We start from the raw sequence: 19,305 nt of genomic DNA on the forward strand, positions 1-19,305 counted from the left end.
GGAAGCACCGGCGACCCCACGAGCGGCCCGTCGAGCGACCCCACGAGCGGCCCTGTGAGCGGCCCTGTGAGCGAGCCTGTGGGCGCTTCGGCGGTCGGGCGGCGCAAGGGTGTGCGCGGGGTCTTGCGGGGCGCGTTCCTGGCGGTCGCGCTCGGCTTCGGCGGGTGGGCGGTGGCCAGGGAGTGGGACGCCGTGGCGGCCGGGTTCGCCCGGCTGTCATGGCCCGCGCTGGCCGGGTCGCTCGCCGCCGTGGTCGCCGCGCTGCTCGGGGCCATGCTCACGTGGCGCACCCTGCTGGCCGACCTCGGCTCTCCGCTCCCGCCGCGCCCCGCCGCCAAGGTTTTCTTCGTGGGCCAGCTCGGCAAGTACATCCCCGGCGCGGTATGGCCGGTCCTCGCCCAGATGGAGATGGGCCGCGACCTCGGCGTGCCGCGTTCGCGCAGCGCGGCGGCGTTCTTCCTGATGATGCCCATCCAGCTGGCCACCGGCCTGCTGGTCACGCTCGTCACCCTCGGCTGGAACCGGTACGGCTGGCTGCTGTTGTTCATCCCCCTGCTCCTGGTGCTGCTGGAGCCCCGGGTGATCAACGCCGTGATCGACCAGGCCCTGCGCCGGCTCAGGCGCGAGCCGCTCGAACGCCCCCTCACCCGGCGCGGCATGCTCACCGCGCTCGGCTGGGCGCTGACCGGCTGGGCGGCGTACGGCGTGCACCTCTACTTCGTCGCGCCCCAGGTCGGGCTGCTGTTCGCCGTCGGGGCGTTCGCGCTGTCGTGGTGCCTCGGCATCCTGACGTTCGTCGTCCCGGCGGGCGCGGGTGTGCGGGAGGTCGCCATGGTGGCCGTGCTGGCCCCTCAGCTCGATCAAGGAGCCGCGATCGCGGTGGCCCTTTCCTCCCGCATCGTCATCATCGTGGGAGATCTGATCTGCGCCGGATTGGCCGGAATTGCAGCACGTCGCGACTGAGTGTGATTTGGCGCACGTTTTAGGGGAGGCTGGTCATAAGCTGAACATCAGAGGGGGACGTCCGGTCCCGCGTTGATCTTGAGGGGAGAGATCTTCGTATGCCTCGAGTGCTCGTCGACGCGGCGGCGGTCCCCGCCGACCGCGGCGCCTTGACGCGATATGTGCACGGACTGGTCGCCGGGCTCCACAGGGCCGGAGCCGACCTGGCCGTGGTCTGCCAGCGTGCGGAGGCCGAGCTCTACCGGCGGCTCGCGCCCTCGGCCGACGTCATCCCAGGCCCGGTCGCGCTCACCAACAGGGCCGCCAGGCTCGCCTGGGAGCAGACGGGGCTGCCGCTGCTCGCCCGGCGTGCGGGCGCCGGCGTGATCCACGCCCCCTACTACTCCATCCCGCTCGGCTCCGGCCTGCCGACCGTGGTGACGGTGCACGACGTCACCTGGTTCACCGAGCCCGACCAGCGCAGCCCGCGGGCCTCGTTCTTCCGCTCGGCCACCCGTACGGCCGTGCGACACGCCCGGCGGGTCATCGTGCCGTCCAAGGCCACCCGCGACGAGCTCATCCGCGTGCTCGCCGCCGATCCCACCCGCATCGACGTCGCCTACCACGGCGTCGACCTGGCGCAGTTCCACCCGCCGAGCGAGGAGGAGGTCCGCCGCGCCTCGACGCGCTGCGGGCTGCACGGCCGGCCGTACGTGGCCTTCCTGGGCGCGCTCGACCCCCGTAAGAACGTTCCGAACCTCATCCGCGGCTTCGCCGCCGCGGTCAAGACGCTGGAGAACCCGCCCGCGCTGGTGATCGGCGGCGGCGTGCACCAGTACGACGTCGACGTGGCCTGCCGCGAGGTCGAGGCGACGGTCAAGGTGGTGCGGCCCGGCTATCTCGGGGCCTCCGACCTGCCCGGGTTCCTCGGCGGGGCGCTCGTCGTGGCCTTCCCGTCGCACGGCGAGGGGTTCGGGCTGCCGGTGCTGGAGGCGATGGCCTGCGGCGCGCCGGTGCTCACCACCCACCGCACCTCGCTGCCCGAGGTCGGCGGCGACGCCGTCGCCTACACCGAGCCCGACGCCGACAGCATCGCCACGGCGCTCGGGCAACTCCTGGCCTCACCCGAGCGCAGGAAGCAGCTGCGGGAGGCGGGGCTGGCCAGGGCTCGCGAGTTCACGTGGGCCGCATCGGCCGAAGCGCATCTCAGCTCCTATCAACGCGCGATCGAATAGTTCGGTAACCTCACGGAGTGATGGAGAGCTCTTTGCCAGGCCTCGAGGCGATCCTCCTGGTCGGGGGGCAGGGCACGCGCCTGCGTCCGCTGACACTGGGCACGCCCAAGCCGCTGCTGCCGACCGCCGGGGTGCCGTTCCTGGCCCACCAGCTGGCCCGCGCGCGATCGTTCGGCGTGCGCCGGATCGTGTTCGCGACGTCGTACAAGGCGTCGATGTTCGAGCCGGTCTTCGGAGACGGGGCGGCGTTCGGGCTCTCCCTCGAATACATCACCGAGCAGACGCCGCTCGGCACCGGCGGGGCGATCCGCAACGCGGCCGAGGCGCTGACGTCCGGCCCCGACGACCCGGTGCTGATCCTCAACGGCGACATCCTGAGCGGCCACGACATCGGCGAGCAGGTGAGCCTTCACCGCTCGCGCGAGGCCGCTGTAACGCTCCACCTGACAGAAGTGGACGATCCCACCCGGTTCGGCTGTGTGCCGACCGACGAGAGCGGCCGGGTGACCGCGTTCCTGGAAAAGACCCCCAACCCGGTCACCAACCGCATCAACGCCGGCTGTTACGTCTTCACCCGGTCGGTGATCGACTCGATCCCGAGCGGCGAGGTCGTGTCGGTGGAGCGCGAGACGTTCCCCGGGCTGATCGAGTCGGGGCAGCTCGTCCTGGGCTACGCCACCCGCACCTACTGGCTCGACGTCGGCACGCCCGCCGCGTTCGTGCAGGGCTCGCGCGACCTGGTGCTGGGCCGGCTGGCCTCGCCGGCGCTGCCCGGGCCGACCGGCGAATACCTGGCGCTCGACGGCGCCCGGATCTCACCCGAGGCCAAGGTGCAGGGGGGCACGACCGTGGGCGCCCGGTGCGTCGTCGAGGCGGGGGCCTCGGTGGTCGGTTCGGTGCTGAGCGACGACAGCGTGATCGAGGCGGGGGCCTCGGTGATCGACGCTGTGGTCGGCCAGGGGGCGCGCGTCTGCGCCGGCACGGTGGTGCGCGACGCGGTGATCGGGGACGGGGCGATCGTGGGGCCGGGCAACGAGCTCCAGAACGGCGTACGCATCTGGCCGGGGGTCGAGCTGCCGGAGCGGGCGCTGCGTTACTCCAGCGACGTCTGACTCTTTCCAGTCCCGGGCAGGCGGCACACTTGACGGGTGGAAGAGCGCAGGTGGGTCCCGGACGGGCCGCTCGACGTAGGGCTGGCGCTGCAGCCTCTCAGGCGCGGCAGCGGCGACCCCACCTGGCGCCTGGGCGCCGACGGCGCCGTGTGGCGCACCTGCCGCACCCCTGACGGGCCCAGCACCCTCCGCGTGACCGTCGGCGGCGGCGCCGTGCACGGGCAGGCATGGGGGCCGGGGGCCGGGTGGGCCCTGGAGACGCTGCCGGCGCTGCTGGGCGCCGACGACGACCTGTCCGGGTTCAGCCTCAGGCACGACCTGCTCGCCGAGGTCGCGCGGCGCCATCCCGGTCTGCGGATCGGGCGTACCGGCCGGGTCATGGAGGCGCTCGTCCCCGCCGTGCTGGAGCAGAAGGTCGTCGGCCGGGAGGCGTGGCGGGCCTGGCGCTGGCTGCTCGCCCGCTACGGCGAGCCGGCCCCCGGCCCCGCGCCCGCGGGCATGCGGGTCGTGCCCGAGCCCGCCGTGTGGCGGCAGATCCCGACCTGGCACTGGCACCGCGCCGGGGCCGAGGCCGTACGCGCGCGGACGATCGCCACCGCCGCCTGGCACGCCGCCAAGCTGGAGGCCGCCGCGACCACCGAGGAGCTCGACCGGCTGCTGCGCGCGCTGCCCGGGGTCGGCGTCTGGACCTCGGCCGAGGTGCGCCAGCGTGCCTTCGGCGACCCCGACGCCGTGAGTGTGGGCGACTTCCACCTGGCCAAGCTCGTCGGTTACGCGCTGACGGGGGAGAAGACCGACGACGAGGGCATGCTGCGGCTGCTGGAGCCGTACGCGGGGCATCGGCACCGGGCGACGGTCCTGGTCTGGCTGAGCGGCCGCCGGCCGCCCGCGCGCGGTCCTCGCATGGCCGTCCGTGACTACCGGTCCTTCTGAGGTGCGGGGACTGGGTGCGAGCGGCGAACTCAGCCCTTTGTAGTGTGCGTTTATGAGTTCTGACTCCGCGCTCCGCCGCGCGCTCGCCCGTGCCAGGGACGGCAAGACCCTCGACGTCACTGAGGCCACCGTGCTGCTGGGGGCGCGCGGTGAGCACCTCGACACGCTTCTCGACCACGCCTCCCGCGTGCGCGACGCCGGTCTGAACGCCGCCGGGCGCGAAGGGATCATCACCTACAGCAGGAAGGTGTTCATCCCGTTGACCCGGCTCTGCCGGGACCGTTGTGGTTACTGCACGTTCGCGACCGCGCCGCACAAGCTGCAGGCGCCGTTCCTGAGCCCGGACGAGGTGCTGGAGATCGCCCGGCAGGGGGCGGCGATGGGGTGCAAGGAGGCGTTGTTCACGCTGGGCGACCGGCCGGAGGACCGCTGGCACCAGGCCAGGGAGTGGCTCGACGCCCACGGTTACGACGACACGCTGTCGTACGTGCGGGCCATGGCGATCAGGGTGCTGGAGGAGACCGGGCTGCTGCCGCACCTCAATCCGGGGGTGCTGGGCTGGCGTGACTTCCAGCGGCTCAAGCCGGTGGCGCCGTCCATGGGGATGATGCTGGAGACGACGTCGCGGCGGTTGTTCGAGGAGAAGGGGCAGCCCCACTACGGCTCGCCGGACAAGGATCCGGCCGTGCGGCTGCGCGTGCTGGAGGACGCCGGGCGCACGAACGTGCCGTTCACCACGGGCATCCTCATCGGCATCGGCGAGACCGTGCAGGACCGCGCCGAGTCGATCTTCGCCATCCGGCGGGTGGCCCGCGAGTACGGCGGCATCCAGGAGGTCATCGTCCAGAACTTCCGCGCCAAGCCCGACACGGCCATGCGCGGCCTGCCGGACGCCGACCTGCAGGAGCTGGCCGCCACCATCGCGGTCGCCCGCCTGGTGCTCGGCCCCCGCACACGCATCCAGGCTCCGCCCAACCTGGTCGACTCCGAGTACGCGCTGATGATCCGGGCCGGCATCGACGACTGGGGCGGGGTGTCGCCGCTGACCCCCGACCACGTCAACCCCGAGCGGCCCTGGCCGCAGATCGACGACCTCGCGGCGCGGACGGGCGAGGCGGGGTTCCAGCTTCGGGAGCGTTTGACGATATATCCGGAATATGTGCTGGCCGGTGAGCCCTGGCTCGACCCCCGCCTGTTCGCCCACGTCACCGCCCTGGCCGACCCGCGCACCGGCCTGGCCCGCGAGGACGCCGTCCTGGAGGGCCGTCCCTGGCAGGAGCCCGACGGCGGCTTCAGCGCGTCCGGCCGCGTGGACCTGCACGTCGAGGTCGACACCACGGGCCGGACGAACGACCGCCGCGACGACTTCGACCACGTCTACGGCGACTGGGACGCGCTGCGCGAACGCCTCGGCACGGTGGCCGCCGCCACCCCGAGCGACGTGCGCCAGGCGCTCAGGCGGGCCGAGGCCGACCCGGCCGGCCTGACGGACGCCGAGGCCGTCGCCCTGCTCGGGGCCGAGGGCCAGGCGCTGGACGAGCTGGCCGCCATCGCCGACGCGCTGCGCAAGGAGGCCGTGGGCGACGACGTGACGTACGTCGTCAACCGGAACATCAACTTCACCAACGTCTGCTACACCGGCTGCCGCTTCTGTGCCTTCGCCCAGCGCAGGACGGACGCCGACGCGTACACGCTGAGCCTCGACCAGGTCGCCGACCGGGCCGAGGAGGCGTGGGCGGCGGGCGCCACCGAGGTGTGCATGCAGGGCGGCATCCACCCCGACCTGCCGGGGACGGCGTACTTCGACATCGCCAGGGCCGTCAAGGAGCGGACTCCGGGCATGCACGTGCACGCGTTCTCCCCGATGGAGGTCATCAACGGCGCGTCCAGGACGAACCTGTCGATCCGCGACTGGCTGGAGGCGGCCAAGGAGGCCGGCGTCGACTCGTTGCCCGGCACCGCGGCCGAGATCCTGGACGACGACGTGCGGTGGGTGCTGACCAAGGGCAAGCTGCCGGCCAAGGAGTGGATCGAGGTCATTACCACGGCCCACGAGGTCGGCATCCCGACGACGTCCACGATGATGTACGGCCACGTGGACAACCACCTGCACTGGGTCAGGCACATCAAGCTCATCAGGCGGCTGCAGGAGCAGACCGGCGGTTTCTCGGAGTTCGTGCTGCTGCCGTTCGTGCACACCAGCGCGCCGATCTACCTGGCCGGCGTGGCCAGGCCGGGCCCGACGGCGCAGGAGAACCGTGCCGTGCACGCCCTGTCCAGGATCCTGCTGCACGGCGCGATCAAGAACATCCAGTGCTCGTGGGTCAAGCTCCAGGACGACCTGTGCCACCAGGTGCTCCAGGGTGGCGTGAACGACCTCGGCGGCACGCTGATGGAGGAGACCATCAGCCGGATGGCCGGATCGGAGAACGGCTCGTACAAGACCATCAGCGAGCTGCGCGCGATGGTCGAGGTGACCGGCAGGCCGGTCCGCCAGCGCACCACCGAGTACGGCGTCCCGGGTGAAGAGCGGCTGCGCGCCTCCGCGGCCAGCGACGGCGTCTGCCAGAGCGTCAGGCGGGTGCTGCCGCTGGCTCGGCCGTAACCTGGGTTCTCGCCGGACTCGCGTCCGGTATGAGAGGCATGGGAGGGTTCGCTCTTGCGGTTGGGTCAGCACCGTGCCGCGCCGTCCCCTGAGCGGCGACGCAGGAAGGCGCTGGGGCGCGGCATGCTGGCGGGCCTCGCGTCCGTGGCGATCGTCGCGGCCGGCGCCTTCGTGGTCGCCGGTGGCGGCGGGGTGCTCTGCGGCACGCGAGAGCCCGTTCTGGTGGACGTGGCCGCCGCCGTCGACGTGGCCCCCGCGGTCATGGAGGCGGCGGACCGGTTCAACGCGACGGACACCGCCGTGGGCGGCCGGTGCGTGCTCGTCCAGGTGACTGAGCAGCCGCCCGCAACGGTGTTACGCACGCTGATCGGCGAGCGGGCGGGCGTGCTGAGCGAGCGGCCCGACGGGTGGATCGCCGACTCGTCGGCGTGGATCCGGCTGGCCCGCCGGCGGGGCGCGAGCGCGCTGCCGGCGCGGGAGAGCGTGGTGGCCACCTCGCCGCTGGTCTTCGCCACCCGCTCGTCGCTGGCCCGGCGCTTCTCCGTGGGCGGCACCGAGATGAACTGGCGGATGGTCTTCCCCTCGACCGTGCGCGGGCGGCTGACGCCCACCGAGGACGAGCCCGACGTCGTCCGCGTGCCGGACCCGTCGCTGGCCGGGGCGGGCATCGCCACCGTGGCCGCCGCCCGCGACGTCGTCGGCGCCGGGCCGGACGCCGACAAGGCGCTGACCGCGTTCGTCCGGTGGGCGCAGGCCGGGTCGGCGCCCGACTACCGCAGCATGCTGGCCGCGGTGGACGACCACACGTTCTGGCGGCGGCCGGTCGTCATCGTGCCCGAGCAGTCGGTGTGGCAGCACGCCCTGCGGCCCTCGGACGACCCGGTGGTGGCCCTGCACCCCCGCGAGGGCACGATCACCCTCGACTACCCGTACGTCGTCACCGCCGCCGATCCCCGCGTCGCCGAGGCGTCGGCGGCCTTCGCCGACTGGCTGACCGGGCCGCAGGCCCAGGAGATCGTCCGGCGGGCGGGCTTCCGGTCGGGCGACGGCCGGCTGGGGCCGCTCTCGCCCGGCCCGCGGATCCCCGCCCAGCCGCCGAGGACCAGGACGTCCGTGACGCCGCAGGACATCGACCAGGCGCTGCGGGTGTGGAGCCGCCTGGCCCCGCCGACCAACATACTCGCGCTGGTCGACACCTCCAGGCACATGGCGAAGCCGCTGGGCGTCGCGCTGGACGCGGCCAGGATCGGCCTGCGGCTGTTCCCCGACTCCACCCGCATGGGCCTGTGGGAGTTCGCCGACAAGGCGGGCGGGATCAGGGACCACCGGCAGCACGTCGCCCTCGGCCCGGTCGCCGAGCCGGAGCGCCGGGCCCTCGTCGAGCAGGCGCTCGGCACGCTGCGCGCCCACGCCGAGCGGGACAGCTCGCTCCACGACGCCGTGCTCAGCGGTTTCCGCGCGGTCTCCGGCGACTATCGCCCGGAGATGAACAACACGCTCCTGGTGATCACGGCGGGCCGCGACGACGGCCGCGGCGCGAGCCTGACGCGGCTCCTCGACACGCTGCGGCGCGAATGGGACCCTGAGCGGCCGGTCCAGATCATCGTCATCGCGTTCGGCGAGGACGTCGACCGCGCGGCCCTGTCGCAGGTCGCCGCGGCCACCAACGGCTCGCTGCACGAGGCCGGGAAGCCGGAGGAGATCATCGACGTCTTCCTCGCCGCCCTGGCCCGCCGCCTGTGCCATCCGACCTGCGACGCCTGAAGGGGACGCCCCACGCCGGGGACGCCCCCTTCAGGTCGTCAGGTCAGGCGCGCTGCCAGAGCGCCGGGACGTTCGGCGGCTCCCACCCGGCGAGGGCGGTGTGGGCCTGGAGGCAGCGGTAGGTCACGCCGTTGTAGGTGACCGTGCTGCCCGCCGCGTACGCCGTGCCGGTCCGCCACGTGCCCGACGGGGTGGTCGGGGTGGGCGTCGGGGTCGGGGTGGGCGTCGGCGTGGGGGTCGGGGTGGGCGTGGGGGTCGGGTTCGGGTTGCCGCTGCCACCGACCTGCAGGTCGATGCAGGAGTAGAAGGCGTTGGCGGTGTCGGAGATGTTCCAGATCGCGAGCACCTTCTGCCGGCCCGAGTAGCCGGAGAGGTCGACCGTGTGGGAGACCGTCTGCGGCGGCTGCTGGCCGTTGCCGTTGAAGACGGCCACCCGCGTGTTGCCGATGTAGTACTCGTAGTTGAGCGTCGCGTGCCGGGCGGTGAACGTCCAGGTGAAGGTCACCCGGTTGCCCACCGACGCGGCCGGCCACGGCTTGCTCTCGTCGCTGAGCTGGGCGAACTGCGGGATGTTGGCGTGGCAGTTGCGCAGCCCCTTGGGCCCTTCGACGCTCTGCGGCTCGTAGACGATGTTGCCGCAGTCGGGCACCTTGCCCGCCGCGCAGTTGGCCTGCCGGCTCGCGGGCGCGTTGACGTAGCCGTGGGCGAACGCCGGCGTCGTGTTGAACACCGTGGTGGCGAACGCGATCACCGCCACGGCGGCCAACGTCAGAGTCCTTCTCATTGAAGCGGCTCCTTCACATGGGGGGATGCCCCAAATGTAAAGGAAAGTTTCCTAACGGTAAATGCCCATCTGACTGCGCGTCAGCGCGTGACGATGAAGTCGGCCGCGTCGCGGGGCGCCCGATCGCGTGGCGGCGCGGCGGCGTGCCCCACGGCCACGCAGCCCATCGGGTCCCACGTCTCGGGCAGGTCGAGCACCTGACGGACGACCGGGCGGCAGAACATCGTGGACGACACCCACGCCGACCCGAGCCCCTCGACCGCGAGCTGGACGAGGAAGTTCTGGACGCCCGCGCCGGTGGCCACCACGAACATCTCCCGCTCCGAGGCGTTGCGCCGGTCGTCGCGGTAGGTGTGGGAGCCCTCCATGACCAGGCACGGCACGACCAGGTAGGGGGCGTTGCGCAGCACGTCGCCGCGCCTGACCCGCTTGGCGATCGACTCCTCGGAGAACCCGTCGCCGCGCAGGTCGGTGATCCACGCCTCGCGCATCGCGTCGAGCAGCTTCGTGCGGGTCGCGGCCGACTCCAGCAGCACGAACCGCCACGGCGTCGTGTGGTGCGGCGCGGGCGCCGCGATGCCCGCCGCCACCGCCCGGCGCACCGCCTGCGGATCGACCGGCCGGTCGGAGAACTCCCTGATCGTCCGGCGGGCGAAGACGACGTCACGCGAGCCGTAGCGGAACAGGTCTTCGTCGGCAGGGCGCACCAGCGGCCTGACCCCGGGCCCGTCGTCGTCGGTCACCAGGTGGGCGAGGCCGCGCACGATCGCCACAGGAACCCCGGCGAGCTTGCCCTTGACCAGCTCGGCCGCGCTCGCGATCTCGTCGGCCAGCGCCGTCACCGTGGCGCTCAGCGGGTTGCCGTACGTGTCGGACGTGCCGCGGAAGTCGTCGAGCGGGCGCACCCCGGCCGCGCCGATGGCCACGTCGGTGAGGCCGTTGCGCCACGGCCGCCCGAACGTGTCGGAGAGGATCACGCCCACGCGCCCGCCCAGCCCCGCCCTGATCCGCCGCGCCGAGGCGTCGGGGTCTTCGGGCAGGAGGAGAACGGTGCCGGGCGCGGTGTTGGAGGCGTCGACCCCGGCGGCGGCCATGACGAAGCCGTGGCGGGTCTGGGAGATGACGGTGTCGCCGCGCCTGGCGACCACGCGCTCGGTCTCCTCCTCGATGGCGAGGGTGCGGTCGGGCGCGTGGCGCACCCGGCCCTCGGCCTTGCTGACGATCTTGGAAGTGACGACGACGATGTCGCCGTCGCGCAGGCCGGCGTGGCTCAGCAGCGCCGCCACGTCGTCGCCGGGCCGCACCTCGCCGATGCCGGTCACGGCGATCACCTCGACCCGGGCGGCTGCCGGCGTGGTCGTCGCATCGGCTCCCGCGGGGGTCGGGCGGTGGTCTTCTGCGGTCATCGGGCGAGCTCCAGGGCGAGGTCGAGGGCGGTGCGGGCGATGTCGGCGGCGGCCTCGGCGTCGTGCATGAGGATCGGGCGCGCCACCACCCGGACGCCGTCGAGCGCGACGGCAGAGTCCTCCTCGGCGACCAGCCAGCCGTCGATCAGCTCCGAGCCGTACAGCTCCAGGACGGCCTGCGCGGTGGTCTCCACGCCGATGGCCGTGAGGCACGCGTCGGCCATGCCGCGCACGGGCGCGCCGCCGATGATGGGGGAGACGCCCACCACGGTCTTGGGCAACAGGGCCGCACGGATGCCGGGGATCTGCAGGATCGTACCGATGCTCACCACCGGGTTGGACGGCGGCAGGATCACCACGTCGGCCCGCTCGATCGCCTCCAGCACGCCGGGCGCGGGCTTGGCGGTGTCGACCCCCACCAGCGCGAACGACCGCGCCGGGACGGAGGCGCGCAGCCGGATCCACCACTCCTGGAAGTGCACGCCCCGCCGGCCGTGCTCGTCGTCGATCACGACGTGGGTCTCGCAGCGGTCGTCGGTCATCGGCAGCAGCTGCACGCCGGGCTGCCAGCGGGTGCACAGCGCCTGCGTGATCTGCGAGAGCGGGAAGCCGGCCTCCAGCATCTGCGAGCGCACGATGTGGGTGGCGAGGTCGCGGTCGCCGAGCCCGAACCACTGCGGCTCGACGCCGTACGCGGCCAGCTCCTCCTTGACCACGTGGGTCTCCTTGGCCCGGCCCCAGCCCTGCTGCTCGTCGATGCCGTGGCCCAGGGTGTACATCACGGTGTCGAGGTCGGGGCAGATCCGCAGGCCGAACAGGGTGATGTCGTCACCCGTGTTGCCGATGACGGTGATGGAGGAGTCCGGCGCGGTGGCGCGCAGGCCGCGAAGGAACCGGGCGCCGCCGATACCGCCGGCGAGTGACACGATGTGCATGCGGCCCAGTCTTTCACCGGGCGCTGACACCCCAGATCTGGGAGTGGTTTTCGCCGCATTTGTCGGCGAAGAAGTCCCAGTATGTGGCGATTTGGTGCGCACGAGGTTTCTGGGACTTCCGCCGGGCGAGTCAGTGTTGTGGCAAACTCCCTTCGGACCAAAGGGTCCGATGGGGGTTCTTGTGAACAAACTTGACGTCGCCCGGCTGAAGGAGCCGGCTGCCTGGATCATGCTCGTCACCGGGTTGATGAACGTGGTGCTGGCGGTCGGACACATCGTCATCGGCTCGTCCGGCTCGTCGCCGTTCGCAGGCTCGTCGTCCTTCGCGGAACGCTCGATGACGTACTTCTCGAGCCTGACGAGCCCAATCGTGACGGCGCTGCTGCTGGGCGCGGTGCTGCTGGCCACCAAGGTCGGCCGGCCGTCGTCCAAGGCCAAGCCGCTCGCGTACGGCGCGGCGGCCGGGCTGGCGATCGCCACGGTCTTCGGCCTGATCGCGCTCCTGGCCGGCCTGGCCGCAGGAGCCGGGGCCCGGGCGACGATCGAGCACTTCTTCCTCGGCCTGCCCACGCTCGCGCTCACCGCCGTCGCCCTGGTCTACCTGCTCCCGCAGGTCATGCCCGAGCGACCGGCCGCGCAGGTCTACCAAGGCCAGTTCGGCCAGCAGCCCGGCTTCTTCGGCGGGCAGCAGCAGCCGTACGGGGAGCAGGCCCAGCAGGGTTACGGTCAGCAGCCCGGCTACGGCGGCCCCCAGGAGCAGCCCGCCGCGCACGGCCAGCAGGAGCAGCCCCCCGGCGCCTACGGCCAGCACTCCATGCCGAACCAGCCCTCCGCCCCGGGCGTCGACCACGGCCAGCAGCCCCCGTCCGGCCAGCAGCCGGGTTACGGCCAGCCTGGTTACGGTCAGCAGCCTCCGTCGGGTCAGGAGCCTGCCTACGGGCAGCCTGGTTACGGTCAGCAGCCTCCGTCGGGTCAGCAGCCCGGCTACGGTCAGCAGCCTCCGTCGGGTCAGCAGCCCGGTTACGGGCAGCCTGGTTACGGTCAGCAGCCTCCGTCGGGTCAGGAGCCCGGCTATGGGCAGCAGCCTCCCTCGGGCCAGGAGCCGGGCTACGGTCAGCAGCCCGCGTCGGGCCAGGGTTACGGGCAGCAGCCCCCGTCCGCCCAGCAGCCCGGTTACGGTCAGCAGCCCGGTTACGGTCAGCAGCCTCCGTCGGGTCAGCAGCCCGGTTACGGCCAGCAGCCCGGTTACGGTCAGCAGGACTACGGGCAGCAGGGTTACGGTCAGCAGCCGCCGAGCTTCGGCGGTCAGCCCGACCAGGCCGCCTACGCTCCGCAGCAGCCCGAGCCCCAGAGCCCCCAGCCTTCGCAGCCGGCGCCGTACCAGCCGATCAGGGGCGCGCTGCCCGCCGCCCCCTCGGACCAGCGCCAGCCGGAGCAGCAGGACCAGGGCTACTTCGGCCAGCAGTCCTACGCCCCCGCCGACACCGCCCCTTCGGCGCCGGGTTCGCTCGTCGGCGAGTACACCCCCGCGCCGTACGTCCCGGCCGACAGCCAGCCGGACGCCTACGGTCAGAACCCGTACGCCCCGCCCGCCGACCAGCCCGGTGCGTACGTGCCCCCGGGCGAGACCCTGCCCAACGCCTTCGCCGCCCCCGGCGAGCCGGCGTACCCGGGGGGCGAGACGGCCCCGAGCATGCCGTACCCGTCGGCCGAGCAGCCCTCCTACGGCCAGCAGCAGTACGGGCAGCAGCAGTACGGGCAGAACGCCTTCGACCAGCAGGGCAGCCAGCCGTTCACCGGCTACTCGGGCCAGGAGTACGCCGCCTCGGCCGGGTACCAGGAGCCCGACCCGCCGGTCGACCCGCGCTCGCAGCAGCTGCTCGACGCCTACCAGCAGGCGGAGTCGTACCAGCACTCGAACGCCGGGGGCACCCGGCCGGAGCTCCACGTGCCCGACTACTCGGGTCAGACGGGCCGGCCGTACGACGACCCGCTGGGCCACCCGCAGCAGCAGCCACCGCAGCACGGCGGCGGGTACGAGCCCCAGCAGGGCCAGTACCGGCCCGCCCACCAGGCCCAGCCGGGCTGGCCGGAAACTCAGGGCGAGTCGACGATGCGGATCGATCCGGCGGCGTTCGACGGTGACCACCGCCGCCCCGGGGACGACCCCATCGACCCAACCGCCATATACACACCCAACGAGCCACGCAGGTAACGGACCGGCAATGAACGGCTAGAGAGAAGGTGGGCCACGGGCGGGCGTCTATCCCGCCCTGGTACGGTTCCGACCGCTGACAGCGTTGCACAAGCCAGGCCGATGCCATGCGCGAGAGGTGTCGGCCGGTGAGAACATCACATGCCGAGCACACCGGGGCGAGATCTGGTCTTTCCCCGGATACCTGCATGCCGCTTGACGCCGCGTACAGCACACGCGTGTAATTACAACCATGTTGTTACGCCTTCCAGTGGGTGGGTAATAAGGAAGGCGTCCATGGGGGGCTCCATTGCGGGCGGGCGGCAGGGAGGTGTGCAGTGACCGATCCGGTCATCGCACAGGAACAGCTTGACGCTGAAGAACTCGGCTGGCAGGAGCGCGCGTTGTGCGCGCAGACTGATCCGGAGGCGTTCTTCCCGGAGAAGGGCGGCTCCACCCGAGAGGCCAAGAAGGTGTGCCGATCGTGCGAGGTTCGTGCGGAGTGCTTGGAATACGCACTCGAGCACGACGAGCGCTTCGGCATCTGGGGTGGGCTGTCCGAGCGGGAGCGCAGACGGATCAAGCGCCAGGCCGTATAGGTATAAGGGGGGAAAGGGTCACGCGGGTAGCCGTGTGACCCTTTTCGCATCTCCTGACACACTTTCACCGGTATGGTGGGCGCGCCTGATCTTCCCCCTCAGGAGTCGCCCACCGATGTCACGTCCCTTCGTCACCGCGATCGTCGTCGCCCATGACGGCGCGCGCTGGCTCGGGGAGACGCTGCGCGCTCTGGTCAGCCAGAGCCGCAGGCCGGACCGCGTGGCCGGCGTCGACAACGGCAGCAGGGACGCCTCGGCCGACCTGCTGGCCCAGACGCTCGGCACCGGCAACCTGGTCTCCCTGCACCGTTCCTCCGGCTTCGGCGAATCCGTCGCCGCGGCGCTCGCGAAGCTGCCGCCCGCCGGCCCGGACGAGTGGATCTGGCTGCTCCACGACGACTGCGCGCCCGATCGGCATGCGCTGGAGGCACTGCTCGCCGCGGCCGAGCACGATCCCAAGGCGGCCGTGCTCGGGCCCAAGCTGCGCGACTGGATCGACCGGCGGCGGCTGCTGGAGATCGGCGTGACCGTGGGCCGCACCGGGCGCAGGGACACCGGGCTGGAACCGGGCGAGTACGACCAGGGGCAGCACGACGGGGTGCGCGACGTGCTGTCGGTGTCGACGGCCGGCATGCTCATCCGGCGCGACGTGTGGGAGAAGGTCGGCGGCCTCGATCCGTACTTCGCGCTGTTCCGCGACGACCTCGACCTGTGCTGGCGGGTGCGCAACGCCGGTCACAAGGTCCTGAACGTGACCTCCGCCGTGGCCTGGCACGCCGAGGCGGCGGCCCGCAGGCGGCGGCGCATCGCGGTCAGCGGCGACCACCCGCGCCGCCTCGACCGGCGCAACGCGCTTTTCGCGATCATGGCGAACCTGCCGTTCGGCGCGCTGCTCTGGGCGCTGCTGCGGAACGTCGTCGGCGCGGCCGTGCGCACGCTGCTGTTCATCGTGAGCAAGCAGCCGGCGAACGCGCTGGACGAGGTGGTGGCCATGGGGTCGGTCCTGGCGCACCCGGGGCGGCTGAGACGGGCGCGGAAGGCTCGCCGTCATGGCCGCAAGAAGGGATATATCCGCATAAAGCGGTTGATGACCCCTCGGTGGGCGGCGTACCGGCGGCTCACCGACATGGTGCAGAGCTTCCTCGCCGGGGAGGCCCCGCTCGACTCGGCCGGCCGGCACCACCACGCGGCCACGGGTGACGAGCAGGAGATCGCCCCGCCGCCGGACACCGGGTCGGTCAAGCGCTTCGCCGGGCGGCCCGGCGTCATCCTCATGTTCGCGCTCACCGTGGTCGCGCTGGTGGCCGAACGGTCGCTGCTCGCCGGGGAACGGCTCGGCGGAGGCGCGCTCGTCCCGGTGACCGGAGGCGCGTCCGACCTGTGGGCGTTCTACACCGAGGGCTTCCACGACGTCGGGCTCGGCTCCACCGCTCCCGCGCCGCCGTACGTGGCCGTGCTGGCCGCCCTGTCCACGCTGGCGTTCGGCAAGACGTGGGTGGCGGTGTCGGTGCTGCTGCTCGGCTCGGTGCCGCTGGCGGGGGCAACGGCGTACCTGGCCACCCGGCACGTCATCCCGGCGGTGCCGGCACGGGCGTGGGCGGCGGGGACGTACGCGCTGCTGCCCGTCGCGACGGGCGCCATCGCGGCGGGACGGCTGGGGACGGCGGTGGCGTTCGTGCTGGTCCCCGTCTACGCCTGGCTCCTCACCACCATGCTGCGCGCCGAACCCCGCCGCGCCCGCCGCGCCGCCTGGGGTCTCGGTCTGCTTCTGACCGTCGGTACGGCGTTCGTGCCGCTGGTCTACCCGCTCTTCGCGATCGTCGGCATCCTGGGCGCGGTCGGCGTCCACCACGTCCGTTCCCGGCGCGCCGTCGCGTCCGGGCAGGAGACGGCCGGGGAGCTCGGCCAGGACCTCTTCGGCGAGGGTCAAGGCGCCGCCGGCGCAGGCGACCCGGGAACCGCCGACCAGGCCGCCGCCGGTCTCTTCAGCCCAGGAACGGCCGTCCAGGCCACCGCCGGGGTCGCCTCCGGCCAGGGGGCCGCCGGTTTCTTCGAACCAGCGGCCGGCAGGGGTGCGGTCGCTCTCGGCGAGGGACCGGCGGGTCGGGATGTGGTCAGTGCCGTGGCGCTTCGCCCGGGGTCGGACGGCCCCGCTGAGCGAGCGGATGCCGGGCAGGGACCCCGCGGCCGCCGCGCCGGCAGACGGCGGGCACCCGGACACGAGGCCGCGGCGAACGGAGCCCAGGAGCGGGAAACCGGCCGCGGCGGGCGTCGTGGCCGGAAAGGCACCGACGCCCGGAACGCGGAGGACCCGCAGCACGGTGGTCATTCCCGCAGCAACGGGGATGCCAGCACCGGCGGCAACGCCCAGAGCGGGGCGGACGTCAGTGACGGGGTGGCGGCCTCGATGGGCATCGCGCTCGCCGTGCCGCTCGTGCTGCTCATGCCCTGGCTGGCGAGCCTGGTCACGGACCCGGGCAGGTTCCTCCTGGAGGCCGGCCTGCACGATCCGGCCCTGGTGGACCCGTCACTCGGCCCCGAATCGCTGCTGGCGCTCAGCCCCGGAGGGCCCGGCCTGCCGCCGTTCTGGGTGACGGCCGGGCTGGTGGCGGCGGCGCTGGCCGCGCTGTCCATGCGCCGCCAGCGCGTGATCGTCGCCATCGGCTGGGGCGTCGCGCTCTACGGCGTCGGCGCGGCCATCCTGGTCAGCCGGGTCGCCGTCGACGGCGTGCGGGTCTGGCCGGGAGTGCCGCTGGCGTTCGCGGGCGCGGGGCTGGTGGTCCTCGTGGGCCTGACCGCCCACCGGCTGAGCGAGATCCGCGCCGGGGGCGGCCTGCGCCGGGTGGGGGCGACGGCGGTGGTGGCGGTGGCGTTCAGCACGCCGCTGCTGGCCGCCGGCCACTGGATGGCCACCGGCGTGCGGGGGCCGCTCGTCGGCGACGCCCCCGACGTGCTGCCCGCCCTGGCAGCGGCCAGGACCACGAACGGAGAACGCACTCTCGTGATCGAGGGCTCGTCCTTCACCATCCTGCACGGGCGTACACCGGTGATCGGCGAAGCGGAGCTGCCCGTGGCCTCAGAGGCCCGCTCCCGGGTGGAGGCGGCGGTGCAGGGCCTGGTCGGCGGGCGCGGCGGCGACGCGGCCACGCTGGCGAGCAACGGCATCGCGATGGTCGCCGTCGCTCCGCCCATCTCACCGGCCCTGGCTAGGACGCTCGACTCGCAGCCGTCGTTGCAGCGCCTCAGCCTGTCGGACGCGGGCGGCCTGTGGCTGCTGACCGAACCGGTCACCCGCGTGCCCGCCCAGCCGGCGAGCGTGCTGCACACGCCGTGGTTGTGGGTGCAGGGCGCGCTCGTGATCGTGATCGTGATCCTGGCCTCGCCGGGCCGGCGCCAGGCCGAGGGCACCGAGCCGGCCGTGGCGGTGGCGCGATGAGCAGGTTCGTGGAGCACAGGTTCGGCCTGCTCGTGCTCGTCGTGGTGTCCCTGCTCGCCCTGTACGGCGTCGCGCTCGTCACCCGCCCCACGCCGCCGTCCCCGCCCGCGCAGACCCCGAAGCGGGTCGCCGTCGAGTCGGTCACCGCGGTCTGCCCAGGGGCGAAGGGCCAGCAGGTCAACGTCTACCTGCCCGGCACCCTGAACGCCGAGACCCTGGAGAACGGCGACCCGTACGTCACCAAGGGCCCCGGCGGCCTGGAGGCCGGTTACCTCGTCCGCGCCACGGCAGGGGAGTCCCGCGGCCTGGCCGGGGTCCGCTGCACGGAGCCGGTCCCAGAGACCTGGCTCGTGGGCCCGGGGCCGGTGCACGCAGACGTGCGCCTGCACCTGGTCAACGCCGACAAGGCGCCGGCGCTGGCCGACGTGCAGGTGTACGCGGCCGAGGGCCCGGTCTCGGGCGACAAGGGCGTCGGCCTGGAGATCGCCCCCGGCCAGCACCGCGAGATCGACCTGCGGACGCTGGCCCCGTCGGCCGACATCATGGCCGTCAGCGTCACCACGATCTTCGGCCGCGTCGCCGCCTTCGCCAGGACCACGATGGAGACCGGGGGAGTGGACTGGCTGCCGTCGGCCGGGCCCCCGGCCACCCGCGTGGTCGTCCCCGGCATCCCCGGGGGCGGCGGTCAGCGCAGGCTGCTGGTGGCGGCGCCCGGCGAGACGGACGCCCTCGTGCGGCTCACGGCCGTCAGCGAGGACGCCGAGTACGCGATGCGCGGCCGCGAGACGGTGTCCGTGCCGGCGGGCAGCGTCGTCGCCCTCGACGTCACCACCACGCTGGCCGGCTCGTCCGCCGCGCTGGTGCTCTCGTCGCCGACGCCCGTCGTGGCCGGCCTGGTCGTCACCAGCACGGGCCAGCCGGGGGACGTCGCCTTCACGGCCGGCACCCCGTCCCTGGAGCTGGGCAGCGCGGTGGCCCGCAACGGCGCCGGCTCCCGGCTCGTGCTGACGGCGCTCGGCAAGCCGGGCAAGGTGCGGGTGCAGGTGCTGCCGGCGGGGGGCGAGGCGGCGGAGCCGTTCGAGGTGGACATCCCCGCCGGGCGCACCAAGAACGTCAAGCTGGCGGCGAAGGGCGACTTCGCGGTGTCCGTCACTCCCGTGGCCGGCGAGGTCTACGGCGCCCGCGTGGTGGAGGAACGCGCGGGGAACGCCGTGCTGCTCACCGTCCAGCCGCTCGCGCCGGCGCGTTCGTGGACCCTGCTGCCGCCCCTCACCGACACCCCCAGGGTCGTCGCGCCCTGAGGCGTCACCCGACGGCCTCCAGCGCGTTGCCGTCGGGGAGCGTGGAGTCCGGCGCCGCC

The 19,305-nt window shown here is 73.1% G+C and carries 13 protein-coding genes; 10 read left to right on the forward strand and 3 right to left on the reverse strand.

Features of this window, described 5'->3' with window-relative positions:
- Positions 1-66: 66 nt before the first annotated feature.
- The 6 genes from ACIBP6_RS34650 to ACIBP6_RS34675 all read left to right on the forward strand — a co-directional run bounded on the left by ACIBP6_RS34650 (position 67) and on the right by ACIBP6_RS34675 (position 8,591).
- Positions 67-963, forward strand: a complete 897-nt coding sequence (locus ACIBP6_RS34650; protein WP_397058039.1) for a lysylphosphatidylglycerol synthase domain-containing protein — start codon at positions 67-69, stop codon at positions 961-963.
- A gap of 98 nt (positions 964-1,061) precedes the next feature.
- Positions 1,062-2,177: a glycosyltransferase family 4 protein gene (locus tag ACIBP6_RS34655; RefSeq protein WP_397058040.1), complete on the forward strand. Its 1,116-nt coding sequence runs from the start codon at positions 1,062-1,064 to the stop codon at positions 2,175-2,177.
- A gap of 32 nt (positions 2,178-2,209) precedes the next feature.
- Positions 2,210-3,289 (forward strand): sugar phosphate nucleotidyltransferase, encoded by a 1,080-nt coding sequence (locus tag ACIBP6_RS34660; RefSeq protein WP_449595654.1) that lies wholly within the window; start codon positions 2,210-2,212, stop codon positions 3,287-3,289.
- A 36-nt stretch (positions 3,290-3,325) separates the two neighbouring features.
- Positions 3,326-4,222 carry a DNA-3-methyladenine glycosylase family protein gene (locus ACIBP6_RS34665; protein WP_397058042.1) on the forward strand — a complete coding sequence of 299 codons (897 nt, stop codon included), beginning with the start codon at positions 3,326-3,328 and terminating at the stop codon, positions 4,220-4,222.
- A 52-nt stretch (positions 4,223-4,274) separates the two neighbouring features.
- Positions 4,275-6,827 (forward strand): bifunctional FO biosynthesis protein CofGH, encoded by a 2,553-nt coding sequence (locus ACIBP6_RS34670; protein ID WP_397058043.1) that lies wholly within the window; start codon positions 4,275-4,277, stop codon positions 6,825-6,827.
- Positions 6,828-6,887: 60 nt separating this feature from the next.
- Positions 6,888-8,591, forward strand: a complete 1,704-nt coding sequence (locus tag ACIBP6_RS34675; RefSeq protein WP_397058044.1) for a substrate-binding and VWA domain-containing protein — start codon at positions 6,888-6,890, stop codon at positions 8,589-8,591.
- Positions 8,592-8,634: 43 nt separating this feature from the next.
- Here the strand turns inward: ACIBP6_RS34675 and ACIBP6_RS34680 are convergent, their stop codons facing one another.
- From ACIBP6_RS34680 to cofD, 3 genes are all read right to left on the reverse strand, one after another.
- Positions 8,635-9,375 carry a lytic polysaccharide monooxygenase gene (locus ACIBP6_RS34680; protein WP_397058045.1) on the reverse strand — a complete coding sequence of 247 codons (741 nt, stop codon included), beginning with the start codon at positions 9,373-9,375 and terminating at the stop codon, positions 8,635-8,637.
- A gap of 80 nt (positions 9,376-9,455) precedes the next feature.
- Positions 9,456-10,781 (reverse strand): coenzyme F420-0:L-glutamate ligase, encoded by a 1,326-nt coding sequence (locus tag ACIBP6_RS34685; RefSeq protein WP_397058046.1) that lies wholly within the window; start codon positions 10,779-10,781, stop codon positions 9,456-9,458.
- Complete coding sequence (gene cofD, locus ACIBP6_RS34690; RefSeq protein WP_397058047.1) at positions 10,778-11,716, reverse strand: 2-phospho-L-lactate transferase; 939 nt, start codon at positions 11,714-11,716, stop codon at positions 10,778-10,780. Before cofD ends, ACIBP6_RS34685 begins: the two co-directional genes overlap by 4 nt.
- A 181-nt stretch (positions 11,717-11,897) precedes the next feature.
- Here cofD and ACIBP6_RS34695 point away from each other — a divergent pair, with 181 nt between their 5' ends.
- The 4 genes from ACIBP6_RS34695 to ACIBP6_RS34710 all read left to right on the forward strand — a co-directional run bounded on the left by ACIBP6_RS34695 (position 11,898) and on the right by ACIBP6_RS34710 (position 19,246).
- Positions 11,898-13,931 carry a hypothetical protein gene (locus ACIBP6_RS34695; protein ID WP_397058048.1) on the forward strand — a complete coding sequence of 678 codons (2,034 nt, stop codon included), beginning with the start codon at positions 11,898-11,900 and terminating at the stop codon, positions 13,929-13,931.
- Between the two features lie 317 nt (positions 13,932-14,248).
- Complete coding sequence (locus ACIBP6_RS34700; RefSeq protein ID WP_176903063.1) at positions 14,249-14,509, forward strand: WhiB family transcriptional regulator; 261 nt, start codon at positions 14,249-14,251, stop codon at positions 14,507-14,509.
- 115 nt (positions 14,510-14,624) lie between these two features.
- Positions 14,625-17,945 (forward strand): glycosyltransferase family 2 protein, encoded by a 3,321-nt coding sequence (locus ACIBP6_RS34705; protein WP_397058049.1) that lies wholly within the window; start codon positions 14,625-14,627, stop codon positions 17,943-17,945.
- Positions 17,942-19,246, forward strand: coding sequence for a DUF5719 family protein (locus tag ACIBP6_RS34710; RefSeq protein ID WP_397058050.1), 1,305 nt, complete (start codon positions 17,942-17,944; stop codon positions 19,244-19,246). Before ACIBP6_RS34705 ends, ACIBP6_RS34710 begins: the two co-directional genes overlap by 4 nt.
- Positions 19,247-19,305 lie beyond the last annotated feature (59 nt).

This window comes from Nonomuraea terrae, assembly GCF_044465245.1.
GTDB lineage: Bacteria > Actinomycetota > Actinomycetes > Streptosporangiales > Streptosporangiaceae > Nonomuraea > Nonomuraea terrae.